Annotated in this window: 12 protein-coding genes and 1 pseudogene; 7 read left to right on the top strand and 6 right to left on the bottom strand. The window is 58.0% G+C overall.

The window, feature by feature from the left end; genetic code table 11:
• Positions 1-11: 11 nt before the first annotated feature.
• Both KVG95_RS05540 and KVG95_RS05535 read left to right on the top strand, forming a co-directional pair.
• Entirely contained in the window at positions 12-956 is a 945-nt protein-coding gene (locus tag KVG95_RS05540; protein WP_217854829.1) for a carbohydrate kinase family protein, read from the top strand.
• A 257-nt stretch (positions 957-1213) separates the two neighbouring features.
• Complete coding sequence (locus KVG95_RS05535) at positions 1214-3178, top strand: type VI secretion system Vgr family protein (RefSeq protein WP_217854828.1); 1965 nt, start codon at positions 1214-1216, stop codon at positions 3176-3178.
• A gap of 106 nt (positions 3179-3284) precedes the next feature.
• Here the strand turns inward: KVG95_RS05535 and KVG95_RS05530 are convergent, their stop codons facing one another.
• Complete coding sequence (locus KVG95_RS05530) at positions 3285-3581, bottom strand: hypothetical protein (RefSeq protein ID WP_217854827.1); 297 nt, start codon at positions 3579-3581, stop codon at positions 3285-3287.
• A 505-nt stretch (positions 3582-4086) separates the two neighbouring features.
• On the opposite strand from KVG95_RS05530, the gene KVG95_RS05525 reads away from it, so the two are divergent.
• Together KVG95_RS05525 and KVG95_RS05520 are read left to right on the top strand one after the other, a co-directional pair.
• Positions 4087-4353 (top strand): DUF2790 domain-containing protein, encoded by a 267-nt coding sequence (locus tag KVG95_RS05525; RefSeq protein ID WP_217854826.1) that lies wholly within the window; start codon positions 4087-4089, stop codon positions 4351-4353.
• A gap of 90 nt (positions 4354-4443) precedes the next feature.
• The gene (locus tag KVG95_RS05520; protein ID WP_217854825.1) at positions 4444-4842 is read left to right on the top strand and encodes a hypothetical protein; all 399 of its coding nucleotides are present in this window, start codon (positions 4444-4446) and stop codon (positions 4840-4842) included.
• Here KVG95_RS05520 and KVG95_RS05515 read toward each other — a convergent pair.
• Positions 4839-5108 (bottom strand): DUF1652 domain-containing protein, encoded by a 270-nt coding sequence (locus KVG95_RS05515; protein ID WP_052963360.1) that lies wholly within the window; start codon positions 5106-5108, stop codon positions 4839-4841. The two genes, KVG95_RS05520 and KVG95_RS05515, sit on opposite strands and share 4 nt — an antisense overlap.
• A 391-nt stretch (positions 5109-5499) precedes the next feature.
• Between KVG95_RS05515 and eco the strand changes: the two genes are divergently transcribed.
• On the top strand, positions 5500-5982 hold the full coding sequence (gene eco, locus KVG95_RS05510) for a serine protease inhibitor ecotin (protein ID WP_217854824.1): 483 nt from the start codon (positions 5500-5502) through the stop codon (positions 5980-5982).
• A 23-nt stretch (positions 5983-6005) separates the two neighbouring features.
• Here eco and ilvA read toward each other — a convergent pair.
• Positions 6006-7001, bottom strand: a pseudogene (gene ilvA, locus KVG95_RS05505) (threonine ammonia-lyase, biosynthetic); the annotation flags it as partial.
• Between the two features lie 248 nt (positions 7002-7249).
• On the opposite strand from ilvA, the gene KVG95_RS05500 reads away from it, so the two are divergent.
• The gene (locus KVG95_RS05500) at positions 7250-7585 is read left to right on the top strand and encodes a DUF2834 domain-containing protein (protein WP_217854822.1); all 336 of its coding nucleotides are present in this window, start codon (positions 7250-7252) and stop codon (positions 7583-7585) included.
• A gap of 145 nt (positions 7586-7730) precedes the next feature.
• Here the strand turns inward: KVG95_RS05500 and KVG95_RS05495 are convergent, their stop codons facing one another.
• Together KVG95_RS05495 and KVG95_RS05490 are read right to left on the bottom strand one after the other, a co-directional pair.
• The gene (locus tag KVG95_RS05495) at positions 7731-8654 is read right to left on the bottom strand and encodes a magnesium transporter CorA family protein (protein ID WP_217854821.1); all 924 of its coding nucleotides are present in this window, start codon (positions 8652-8654) and stop codon (positions 7731-7733) included.
• 7 nt (positions 8655-8661) lie between these two features.
• A complete protein-coding gene (locus KVG95_RS05490) occupies positions 8662-10140 on the bottom strand; it encodes a RimK family ATP-grasp domain-containing protein (protein WP_217854960.1) in 1479 nt (492 codons plus the stop codon).
• Positions 10141-10341: 201 nt separating this feature from the next.
• Here KVG95_RS05490 and rimI point away from each other — a divergent pair, with 201 nt between their 5' ends.
• Complete coding sequence (gene rimI, locus KVG95_RS05485) at positions 10342-11439, top strand: ribosomal protein S18-alanine N-acetyltransferase (RefSeq protein WP_217854820.1); 1098 nt, start codon at positions 10342-10344, stop codon at positions 11437-11439.
• Positions 11440-11544: 105 nt separating this feature from the next.
• Here rimI and KVG95_RS05480 read toward each other — a convergent pair whose 3' ends face one another.
• Positions 11545-12696 carry a PQQ-dependent sugar dehydrogenase gene (locus KVG95_RS05480; RefSeq protein WP_217854819.1) on the bottom strand — a complete coding sequence of 384 codons (1152 nt, stop codon included), beginning with the start codon at positions 12694-12696 and terminating at the stop codon, positions 11545-11547.
• Between the last annotated feature and the right edge of the window lie 20 nt (positions 12697-12716).

Raw genomic sequence — 12716 nt, 5'->3', positions numbered from 1 at the left:
AGCGAGCAATTATGTATTTGGTGTGTGGCGAAGCGCTGTTCGATTTCTTCAGCGAAGATGATGCCAGTGGCCTGGCATCCAAAGTGAATTTCAAGGCAATTGCCGGCGGCTCGCCGTTCAACGTGGCCGTAGGTTTGCGCCGTTTGGGCGTGGACGCCGCGCTGTTCGGCGGGCTGTCGACCGATTACCTCGGCCGCCGTTTGCAGCGAGTGCTGCAGGATGAAGGTGTGTGCCCGGACTACCTCGTGGACTTTGCCGCGCCAACCACCTTGGCGATGGTCGCGGTCGGTGCCAATGGCTCGCCCCATTACAGCTTTCGTGGCGAAGGCTGCGCTGATCGGCAGTTGAGCCTGGCGCATCTGCCAGAGCTGGGGCCTGAAGTGCGCGGGTTGCACGTCGGCTCGTTCTCGCTGGTGGTGCAACCGATTGCCGATACGTTATTGGCATTGGTGCAACGGGAAAGCGGCAAACGCCTGATCAGCCTCGACCCGAACGTGCGCCTGAATCCCGAGCCGAACATCGAGTTGTGGCGCTCGCGGATTGCTACGCTGGTGGAGCTGGCGGATCTGATCAAGGTCAGCGACGAAGACTTGAGCCTGCTGTATCCCGAGCAAGATCCTCAGCGCGTCATCGAAGGCTGGCTGGAGCATCGCTGTCAGTTGGTGTTCCTGACCCGAGGCGGCGAAGGCGCAACGGTGTTCAGCCGTGCCCACGGTTCATGGTCGGTACCGGCCTGCTCGGTGAAAATTGCCGACACCGTGGGGGCTGGCGATACGTTTCAGGCAGCGTTGATTACCTGGTTGACCGAGCAGCAGCTGGATTCGGTTGAAGGTCTGCAACAGCTGAGTCGCGAGCAAATTGACGCCATGCTCAGGTTTGCAGTGAGTGCTGCGGCGTTGACCTGCAGCAAGACCGGGCCTGATTTGCCGTATCGGCGGCAGCTAGAGTTGCGTTGAATGTGATGGCCTCTTCGCGGGCAAGCCTCGCGTCTACGGGATCTGCGCAAATCCCGTAGGAACGAGCGGTGCGGCGATCCGATTTGCCCGCGAAGACGATCTAACGGTTAAAGGCCAGGATTCATTGACTAGAAACCTGTAACTAGGGGTTTTCCCTATACTTTTTACCCTCCCCGCCTACGGCATTTCAACCTTGATCATGGCACTTTAATGCTACACCATCCGCCCCTGCTTTTTCAAAGGACGGAACTCAAGGCATGCTGGACGCAAACGCAACCCATATCTCCCTCACGCTCGAAGGCGTTTCCGTCGACCTGCAGGTCCTCAGCTTCGTCGGCCGCGAAGCCCTCAACCAGCCGTTCTGTTTCGACATCGAACTGGTCAGCGCCCGCCCCGACCTGAAACTCGAAGAGCTGCTGCACAAGCCCGGTTGCCTGACCTTCGGCGCCACTGGCCAGGGCAAGATCCATGGTTTGGTCTACCGCATCGAGCAAGGCGATTCCGGCAAAAGTCTGACCCGCTACAGCATCAGCTTGGTGCCGCAACTGGCCTATTTGCGGCACAACCACGACCAGCAGATTTTCCAGCATTTAACTGTACCGAAGATCATCGCCCAGGTGCTTGAGGCGCGAGGCATTCTGGCCGACGCCTACAGCTTCCAGCTCGGCGCGATCTACCCCGAGCGCGTGTACTGCGTGCAATACGACGAATCCGACCTGCACTTCATCCAGCGCCTGTGCGAAGAGGAAGGCATTCACTTCCACTTCCAGCACTCGACCAGCGGCCACAAACTGGTGTTCGGTGATGACCAGACGGTGTTCCGCAAACTCGCGCCGGTGAGCTACCAGCAAGACTCCGGCATGGCCGCCAAAAAACCGGTGATCAAGCGCTTCAACCTGCGCCTGGAAACCCGTACCACCCGCGTCAGCCGTCGCGACTACGACTTCGAAAAACCACGACGGCTGCCTGAAGGCACCGCCAAAAGCGGATTCGCCCCGGACCTCGAAGACTACGACTACCCCGGCCGCTTCACCGACCGCGCGCGCGGCAAGCAACTGGCGACCCGCGCCCTGGAACGCCATCGCAGCGACTACCAGTTGGCCGAAGGCAAAGGCGACGAACCGACCCTGGTCAGCGGCCACTTCATGGTCCTGAGTGATCACCCGCGCGCCGAGTGGAACGACCTTTGGCTGCTGCTGGAAATCGTCCACGAAGGCAAGCAGCCACAAGTGCTCGGCGAGAACATCACCAGCGACGTCACCGACAATAAGGATGACTTCCAGCAGGGTTACCGCAACCGCTTCCTCGCCACCCCGTGGGACGCGCATTTCCGCCCGACCCTGGAACACCCGAAACCCAAAGTATTGGGCAGCCAGACTGCCATCGTCACCGGCCCGCCGGGGGAAGAAATCCACTGCGACCAATACGGCCGCGTCAAAGTGCAGTTCCACTGGGACCGCGACGGCCAGGGCGACGACACCAGCAGCTGCTGGCTGCGCGTCGCCACCAGATGGGCCGGCAACGCCTACGGCGGCATCGCCATCCCGAGAGTCGGCATGGAAGTGCTCGTCACCTTCCTCGAAGGCGACCCGGATCAACCGCTGATCACCGGCTGTCTGTACCACAAGGGAAACGTCGTCCCCTACGACCTACCGGCGAACAAAACCCGCAGCACCTTCAAAACCCTGAGTTCACCGGGCGGCAAGGGCTACAACGAGTTCCGCATCGAAGACAAGAAAGGCGCGGAACAGATCTACCTGCACGCCCAGCGCGACTGGGATGAAAACATCGAGCACGACCAGAAAATTCGCGTCGGTAATGAACGGCATGACACCGTTGAAGCGAATGTCTTTAGTGAGTTCAAAGTGGAAGAGCATCGCCTCACCCACCTGGACCGCAAGACCGAAGCGCGGGCGGACGATCACCTCACCGTCGGCGTGACCCAGCATGTGAAGGTCGGCACGGCGCAGTTTGTTGAGGCGGGTCAGGAGATTCACTACCACGCCGGGGAGAAGGTGGTGGTCGAGGGTGGCATGGAACTCACGGCCAAGGCTGGGGGGAGCTTTGTGAAGATTGATGCGGGTGGGGTGACGATTAGCGGGGCTGAGGTGAAGGTGAATTCTGGTGGTGGGCCGGGAGCAGGTTCAGGTACCCAGGCATTAGGTCCATTGATCCCGTTAGCAGCTGCAATCGCGAGCGCGGGTCAACTTTTAAAAAGATAAGTTTTACGCCTGAAATGAGCGCTTCATCCTATTGAATACCTCACCGTCGGACATCTAGCTTCAAAGCCTGCCCACAGGAGGCAGGCTTGTTTTTGAAGGTGCAGCTTCAGATCGGCGCTTTCCAGCCCATCATCCTTTGCTGTGCAACCGTCAACAGATCACAACCATCCTGAGTCAGCAGATAAAGCGCATGGGTAATGTGCGGAATGTCCTGAACATCGCCATGCTTAAAGCATTGGCAATGGAGCGTTTCAAGTAACTGGCTGGAGGCTCGGATACGCTGGAGGGCGGATTCGAGGATGTCCTGGGGATTGGCTTCTGTGTCGATCACCAAGGGATTTGAGTCGGTGACGCTGCTTTTGATTGAACGGTAGCGTTTGGGGAACGGATTTATCGTTGGCATAGTAATTACTCGGCATTTATTAGTAATCGCCAGCACCGTGACCAAACGATGGGTGGCGGCTGTGCACAGGCTTGGTCAACCGATAACGCCAAATCGGCTCGCCCGAAGGCGTCCCGCACACAGCCGCCATTACAACGCAATACGAGACGTAGAAGTCCACAGTGCGAATGAGGGCACAAATATGTGCGACGTTATCAGGTGACCAAACCTGTTCGCTGATTTTGCAGCGATGCCAAACAGTAATCGCTGGTTGCCGGCCGGCGAAAGACGACAAAGCGCCCAAGGTTGTAGGAACGAGCCGAAGCTCCCTCAGTTTTTTTACCTACATGAAACCTCTGTCAGAAACTTCCTCACGACAGGCGGCATGCAACCCGGTTAACCATCGCTTAACCCCACGGTCCAAAACTTTACTGGACCGCACTCCCTCAGCACCCTCTGACGCCCAGTGCGGCAGGTTCGACGTTCTTCAGTCGAACTGACTTCCCCTCTGCACTGGAGACCCATCATGAACATGCGAATACTACTGATGACCACCGCCCTCGCCGGCACCGCGTTCGCAGGTTTCGCTCAAGCCAACGAGACATCGTCCTCACAGGCCGTGCCCTATCACTACGGCATGCCGCTTCATGTGGGCAAGGTCATTTCCCTGACTGAGCCGCAGACCCTGGAATGCCAAGTGGTGACGGCTGAGATGAAGTACATCGACAAGTCGGGTAAGCCTGCGGAAATTACGTACCGAAAACTTTCTGACGCGTGCAGTTATCAGAACTGACAGAAGATTCTGATTCGGAGCTTGGCGGTAGGCCAGTGAGGATTCTGACGCTATGCTTTGGCGTCTTCCTCACTGCCGAAAGGATTCGCCATGCAGTTCTCGTTTCGCACGCTGTCGACATTCACCGCTGCCCTTTGTTTTCTGCTGGCGCTGGTCTGGGGTTTGATGCCGCAATGGTTGCTGGCGATCTGGAGTATCGAGTATTCGTCCGCGTCGGGTGTTATCGCCAGGCGAAGTGCGGTGCTGTTCGGCGCATTAGGGGTGATGTTCTATCTCGCACGGCAGGCACCGCCCTCGGCGGCGCGAAGCGCGATGTGCAGCGGCTTTATGGTGGGGTGTTTCGGTTTGGCAGCGCTGGGCTTCGGCGAATGGCTCAATGGTCATGCCGGGCCGGGTATTTTGCTGGCGATTGTGGTGGAGCTGGCTCTGGGTCTGGGGTTTATCCAGACCCGGCGCGTGTCGCTCGAACTCGGTGAAACAGCCGGCTAATGGGCTTTTGACGCCGGGTGAAACAGATGGCTATGCCTGTTGTGCTCAAGGTCGGTGCGTAACTCGGCGATCAGATTGTTGATCTCCCTACATCCATTGAGGCGTTGAGCATCTATGCCGGTGACGAACAGGTCGAGATGGTCCGTCTCGACGTCCGAATACACCTTGACGGTCATCGACAGGTCCGGTGACAGCGTGCATTGGCAGCGTTTCGGGAGAAAACTGCTTTCAACGATATTGCGTAGTTCCAAGGCAGAAAGAAACATGGCCACCCTCTCGGTTTGTGAGATTGCCAATCAAAAATCAATGTCGGTCGGAGCTCAAATCGCCCGTTGTTTTTCTTCCTTGGGGAACCTCATTGTTCCAACGTCCCAACCGTCTTCTTGTTTCAGCACTGACTCAGTAAGGATCGTGATCAGCTCAAGACAGCTTCAGCATAAAACATGCCTGAGATTTCGCTCTGCGCCTCGTCGGCAAATCAAAGGTTTGGAGGAAATGGCAACACATCGCGTCATGCAAAATGCAAGAAAGGTCTGTTTCAAGACCCGCATTTTGCAAACACCCCCGATGGCGGGTTTGCATTGGGTGAGGACGGCAGTGAGAATGCGGCCCATCCATTTAGTATCCGCTGACCCCACACACACGCAAGGAGGCATCATGGGTGCTTTGCCGCTTAACACGACCGTCGGGCTGATAATTGCCGTTTTGTCGTCCGTAGCCCACGCCGCAACCCTCGAAAACGTCGCGCCGTATCCCAAGCCTGAGCGCGGTTTTACCCGCCAGGTCATTCACCTCGCCCCGCAACAACAGGAAGACGGCTATCAGGTCGAAATCCTGGCCGGCAAGACCCTCACCGTCGACTGCAACCGTCAGCGCCTGGGCGGCATGCTTGAGGAAAAGAACCTTGAGGGCTGGGGTTACCCGTATTACCGGCTGGAAAAAGTCACCGGCCCGATGAGCACGCTCATGGCCTGCCCGGATGGCAAGAGCAAAAAGGACTTCGTGCCGGTGGTCGGTGACGGTTTCAGGCTGCGCTACAACAGCAAGTTGCCGATCGTGCTTTACGTGCCCAAGGACGTCGAAGTGCGCTACCGGATCTGGTCGGCGTCGAGTCACGTCGAGAAAGCCGTTCAGGAATAAACCGCTCCAGCCGACACGCCGCTCAACGCGGCGCGCTCGGCCACATGCCGCAAACTGTCGAAATTGATGTTCGCTCCGGAATCGATAGCCACCAAGGTCTGACCCCGGGCACCGGTTAGTGCGACGTACTGCTTGATCCCGGCCACGGCCAGGGCGCCGGAAGGTTCGGTGATCGAGCGGGTATCGTCGTAGATGTTCTTGATGGCGGCGCAGAGTTCGTCGTTGCTGACGGTCATTACCTCATCGACGCAAAATCGGCAGACCTCAAAACCATGAGCCCCGATCTCAGCGACGGCCACGCCATCGGCGAAGGCTCCGACGGTTGGCAGCACAACCCGTTCGCCGGCCTGTAATGCAGCCTGCAAGCAAGCGGAATGTTCCGACTCAACGCCGATGATGCGGATTTCAGGGCGCAGATATTTGACGTACGCGGCGATGCCGGCGATCAAGCCACCTCCGCCCACCGGAACGAAGATCGCGTCCAGCGGCCCCTGGTGTTGGCGCAGGATTTCCATGGCGACGGTGCCCTGCCCCGCGATCACGTCCGGATCGTCGAAGGGCGAGACAAAGGTGCGGCCGGTTTGCCGTGCCAAGCTAAGCGCGTACTCCAGGGCAAACGGAAAACTCTCGCCATGCAGCACCGCATCGGCACCCCGGCTGCGAACCCCGTGCACCTTCAATTCCGGTGTCGTGCAGGGCATGACAATGGTTGCGGCGATCCCCAGCTCGCGGGCCGCCAGCGCCACGCCTTGGGCATGATTGCCTGCCGAGGCCGTGATCACGCCGCGGGCTTTCTGTTCGTCGCTCAGGTTCACCAGTTTGTTGTAGGCACCGCGGATCTTGAAGGAAAACGTCGGTTGCAAGTCTTCGCGCTTGAGCAGGATCTGATTGCCCAATGCCTCGGACAAGGCTGGTGCCGCTTGCAACGGCGTGCGCACGGCGAGTTCATAAACCGGCGCGGCGAGGATTTTTTTCACGTAGTGCTCAAGCAAACGCTGCTGGGCGGGGGTGCTGCTCATGGTCGTCTCCTGACTTTGATCGAAGCCCAAGAGACAGAAAGTAAAAACCCGCCTCTAGGGCGGGTTGGGTGCTGCAGTCGTGAGCTAGCCCGCCAAATAAGGAATGGCGGTAATAATGCTTGGCTGGCAGCGCAATACGGCGGAAGTCATGGCTGGAAATTAGCCGGACGCTGATGGCAAGTCAATGGCCAATTTTCAAGGGCCGCTGTAGGCTGGCGATTCTGCTCATTGTCCCAAGGAAGGAAACCATGAAGTCTGTCGCCCTGCCCCTCATTGCCCTGATTGCTTTCGCCGGCTACACCATCTCGGTGATGCTGCAGGCCGAGCAATCGTTGCTCGACTTCGGCATCAGCCTGATGTCGCAGCCCGATACCGCGCAGGTGGTGATCGATTTGTACCTGTTGGCGACGCTTGCCGGTATCTGGATGTATCAGGATGCGCGCAAGCGTGGGCAGTCGGGGTTGTCGGTGGTTCCTTATTTGTTGGTGACGGCGATTTTTGTGTCTATCGGGCCGTTGTTGTATCTGGTGGTGCGGGGTCTTCAGGAGCGGAAAAACTCCGTTAGCGCGGCTCAAGAGGTCTGATCCGGGATTTGTGGAGTTGATGTGATTGCTTTCGCGAGCAAGCCCGCTCCCACATTAGCTCTTCTGCGAACACAAAATTTGTGAACACCCGAGATTAAATGTGGGAGCGGGCTTGCTCGCGAAGGCGATCTGATCGCCACCGGAATCACTTCGCCAAGCGCTTGAGGCCAATCACCATCCCCCCCGCCCCGAGCATCATCGCCGTCAGAAACAACGGATAGGAAACCCACCACGGCGTGCCGGCGGTCATCATGCTGAACTCGGACATGCCGCCAATGCTCGCAATCAGGTTCAACGGCAGAAACACCACGTTGATCAACGTCAGCTTGCGCAGCAGGTTATTCATGCTGTTGTTCATCAGATTGCCCCGCGCATCGATCAGCCCGGAGAACACCGTGGAGTAGATTTCCGCCTGTTTGTAGCACTGGTTGTTTTCGATGATCAGATCGTCGATCAAACCAATGGCTTCAACGCTGAAGTGTTCCTTTGCCGCATGATTACGCAGCCGGGTCAGGACCGCGCCATTGCTGTGAATGGCGTTGATGTAATAGATCAGGCTTTCGCTGAGGTTGAACATCTGGATCAGATGCTGGTTCTGCATCGAGGCATTGAATTTCTGCTGCAACTCCCGGGCAACCATCTTGATCACCTTGAGGTGCCCCAGATAGTGGTGAATGTTGTTGAACAACAGGTCGAGCAACGCATCCAGTGGCGTCTTCAGTGACTGCCGCGTGCCGAGGCCGCTGAGCGGCGAGTCGTCGGTGGCAATCACCAGCAGACGCCCCGGGGAAAACAGCAAGCCGCAGCACGACACTTCGAAGGCCAGGCTGCCGCCGCCGGAGTAGTTCTCCGGGCGCTTCCAGATCAGGAACAGGTTGTCGGGGTGAAACTCGATGCGCGACACCTCATCGGGGTCCAGGGCCGAGGCCAGAGCGTGTTCATCGAGCTTGAAATGGCTGTGCAACAGATCCCGTTCGGCCGCATCGGGGTTACTGAATAGCATCACCTCGGCGTCTAGCCGTTCGACCGCTTGCAAGCCGCCGTGGCTCAGATCAAAGCTCTTGATCATCGGCCGCTCACCAGGCCTGGCCGCGGCGCTTGAGCTCCAGCCGACGGACAAACTCTTCCAGCACCAAGGAATACAAATCGTCCTGCAAGTAGGCGTCTTCGATGCCGGCGTCCATGTTCGGGTTGTCGTTGACTTCGATCACCACCACTTTGTCGCCGGACTGTTTGAGGTCGACGCCGTAGAGGCCGTCGCCAATGAGATTCGCGGTTTTCACCGCCAGTTCAACCACCGCTCGCGGTGCTTCGTGAACCGCCAGGGTGCGGCATTCGCCGTTGATGTCCTGGCCTTTTGCCTTATGGTTGTAGATCTGCCAATGGCCCTTGGACATGAAGTACTGGCAGGCAAAGATCGGTTTGCGGTTGAGCACGCCAATGCGCCAGTCGTATTCGGTGTAGAAAAATTCCTGGGCGAGCAGCAACACCGAGTGCTCGAACAGTTCGGCAGTCGCCTCGAGCAAGGCTTGCTGGCTTTCGACCTTGATGACGCCCTTTGAGAAACAACCGTCGGGTATCTTCAGCACCAGTGGAAACCCCAGACGCTCGCCTACCCGCTCGAAATCTTCCGGTCGTTCCTTGTAGAGGATTTCAGTGATGGGCATGCCCAGCTGATGGCTCTTGAGCAAATCAGTCAGATAAACCTTGTTGGTGCAGCGCAGGATCGACGCCGGGTCATCCATCACCACCAAACCTTCGCTCTCGGCTTTTTTGGCGAAGCGGTAGGTGTGGTTGTCGACGCTCGTTGTCTCGCGGATCAGGAGCCCGTCGTATTCGGCGATTCGGGCGTAGTCCTTGCGTTCAATCAGCTCGACGTCGATGCCTAGTGTCTTGCCGACCCTGACGAAGTTGTCCAAAGCCTTGGGATTGGAGGGCGGCAATGCTTCTTGCGGATCGTGCAGAATGGCCAGGTCATAACGGGCCAATCGCCTGGAGCGCGGCATGCGCCAGATCTTGCGACTGAAACTGTCGAGTGCATTAGCGAACTGATCTTCCTGATCGTCACGCAACTTATGCAAGGTGCCAAACTTTACACCTTCGATGTGCCAACCGTTAGTTCGACGAAACTCAACTAGCAATATCGGACAAGGAAAGACCTCGAACAATTGTCGAGCCAGATCCTGTAATGGCTCGATAGAGGTTTTGCCGAAGTACAGTGTCAGGGTAAATCCTTCGGTATCGCTGTAAAGGTGATTGCTGAGGGCCTTTTCCAGGGTTTTATCCAGATCATCCAGGGCCAGGCCATACAGGGATTTACGGGTCAGTTCGCTGATGGTCCGCACCGACGGAATAACCTTGTGCCCCCGCGCTTCGGCCAGCAGCGAGCAGTAATAACCGTGCCCGAGGTACTTGTAGCTGCGGCACAGGTTGATCACCTGAACCCGCTTGCCCTGCTCGTTGTCGCGGGTCTGTTCGAGGTATTCCTGGGCGGTGACGATGTCTTCACTGGGAAAGTAAGAGGCCCAGTCTTCCTTGCGTTCGACGATGATCATCAACTGGCTGGAAGTTCTGATCGCGCCATTTAAATAGTTTGCAGAAGTTATTGCTGCGGGTAACGTTTGCTCAGATACTTCGCGCCAATGACCTTGTACCGCTGACATAGTGATTGATCCATTTGAAGAACAAGACCTTTCCTATTAAGCACGAACTTTTTCGAAAGTCCCGTTTCGTTACGCAACTTTTACGGCGGTCAAATGAATCCTGTTTTTCGCTTGGCGATAGTTGAAGACATACCGGCACTGCTGGCACTTGAACAGCAATGTTTCACCACGGACCGGCTCAACAGTCGCAGTTTTCAATGGATGATCACTCGGGCTCACGGGCAACTGCTGGTGGCCCAACGTGGCGAGCAATTAGTGGGCTATGCGGTGGTGCTCTTTCACCGGGGCACTTCATTGGCGCGCCTGTACTCGATTGCGATAGCCCTTGATGCTCGCGGCAGTGGACTGGGCAAGCAATTGCTCGAACGTGTCGAGGCCTGCGCCATTGAGCATGACTGCGCCTACCTGCGGCTGGAAGTGCGTATCGACAATCCAACGGCGATTGCGCTGTATGAGCGCAACGGCTACCGGCGTTTCGCGCTGATTCACGACTATTACCAGGACCATGCCGACGCGCTGCGATTAGAAAAACGTATCCTCCAGCACCGCGATTCACGCAACATCAAGGTGCCTTACTACCCGCAGACCACCGAGTTCACCTGTGGCCCGGCCTGCCTGCTGATGGCCATGGGCGCGCTGCAAGAAGATCGAGCGCTGGAGCGTGGCGAAGAGCTGCAAATCTGGCGCGAGGCGACCACGGTGTTCATGACGTCTGGCCACGGTGGCTGCAGCCCTCAAGGCCTGGCGCTGGCAGCGTGGCGGCGTGGCTTTCGGGTGCAGCTGCAACTGAGCATGGCCGGGCCGCTGTTTCTCGACGGCGTGCGCGATGCGCATAAAAAAGACGTAATGCGCCTGGTACACGAGGAGTTCACGGCGCAGTTGCAAGCCACCGACGTGGAGCGAATGGTCGGCGGGCCACTGGATCTGCCACGGTTATTGCACGATGGCGGACAGCCGCTGGTATTGATCAGCAGCTATCGCCTGACCCGTTCCAAGGCACCGCACTGGGTGATCGTCACCGATTGCGATGAAGAGTTCGTCTACCTGCACGATCCGGATGTGGATCACAGCCAGCATCGTCAGCCGATGGATTGCCAACACTTGCCGGTCAGCCATGGCGAATTCGACAAAATGTGCAGTTTTGGGCGAGGCAAGCTGCGGGCGGCGGTGATTCTCTACCGGCGTGAGTAAACCTGTGGCGAGGGCGCCTGCTCCCGTTCGAGTGCGAAGCAGTCGATTGCATGGGGTGCTTCGCACCCCGGCGGGAGCAAGCTCCCTCGCCACAGGTTATGCGTTTTACTTCAGGCCAAGCTTGTACAGCCCCCCGTCATCTTCATCGGTCAGTACATACAAATAACCATCCGGCCCCTGCCGCACATCGCGAATTCGTTTATTGAGTTCACCAAGCAGCCGCTCTTCGTGAACAACTTTGTCGCCTTCGAACTGCAGGCGGATCAACTCCTGACTCACTAGCGCTCCGATAAACACGTTGTGCTGCCAGGCCTTGAAGCGATCGCCGTCATAGAAGGCCATGCCGCTCAGGCCGGGGGAATTTTCCCAGACATGGTGCGGGCCTACGGTGCCTTCGGCGGTTTCGCCTTTGGCTTCCGGGATCGGCAGGCCGGAATAGTTGATGCCGTGGGTTGCCATCGGCCAGCCGTAATTTTTGCCTCGTTCAATGATGTTGATCTCGTCGCCGCCCCGAGGGCCGTGCTCGTTTTCCCAGAGTGTGCCGCTCCAGGGGTTGAGGGCCGCGCCTTGCGGGTTGCGTTGGCCGTAGGACCAGATTTCCGGGCGAACGCCTTTTTGCCCGACAAAAGGATTGTCCTTCGGCACTTTGCCGTCCGGGTAGAGCCGCACGATCTTGCCTTGCAGTTTGTCGAGATCCTGCGCCGTGGGCCGGTCGTTGTTCTCGCCCAGGGTGATGAACAGATAACCGTCGCGGTCGAACACCAGTCGCGAGCCGAAGTGATTGCCGACCGAGAGCTTGGGCTCCTGACGGAAGATCACCCGGAAATCCTTGATCGCCGTCAGGTCTTCCGACAACCGTCCGCGGCCAACCGCCGTGCCGGCCTTGCCGCCTTCACCGCCCCCTTCGGCGTAAGACAGATAGACCATGCGGTCTTGCTTGAAATCGGGCGACAACACCACGTCGAGCAATCCGCCCTGCCCCTTGGCCCAGACCTGAGGCACGCCATTGAGCGGACCCGAGAGTTTGCCGTCTGCGCTGACCAGCCGCAGGTTGCCAGGCCGCTCGGTCACCAGCATCCCTTGGCGGTCGGGCAGAAACGCCAGCGCCCAGGGATGTTCCAGGCCTTTAACGATCGGCGTGAGCTCAAGGGTGCCCTGCTCGCTTTTTATATCCTGTGTCGGCGCCGCGAAAACGGGCGCAGTGGCTGTCAATAACGCGCTGGCGCAGAAGGTGGCCAAGAGGGTTTTACGCAACATGCACGATTCCTTTTGTCGTC

The sequence above is a fragment of the Pseudomonas farris genome (genome assembly GCF_019145235.1).
Classification (GTDB): domain Bacteria; phylum Pseudomonadota; class Gammaproteobacteria; order Pseudomonadales; family Pseudomonadaceae; genus Aquipseudomonas; species Aquipseudomonas farris.
This window is presented reverse-complemented; position numbering and strand designations above follow the sequence as displayed.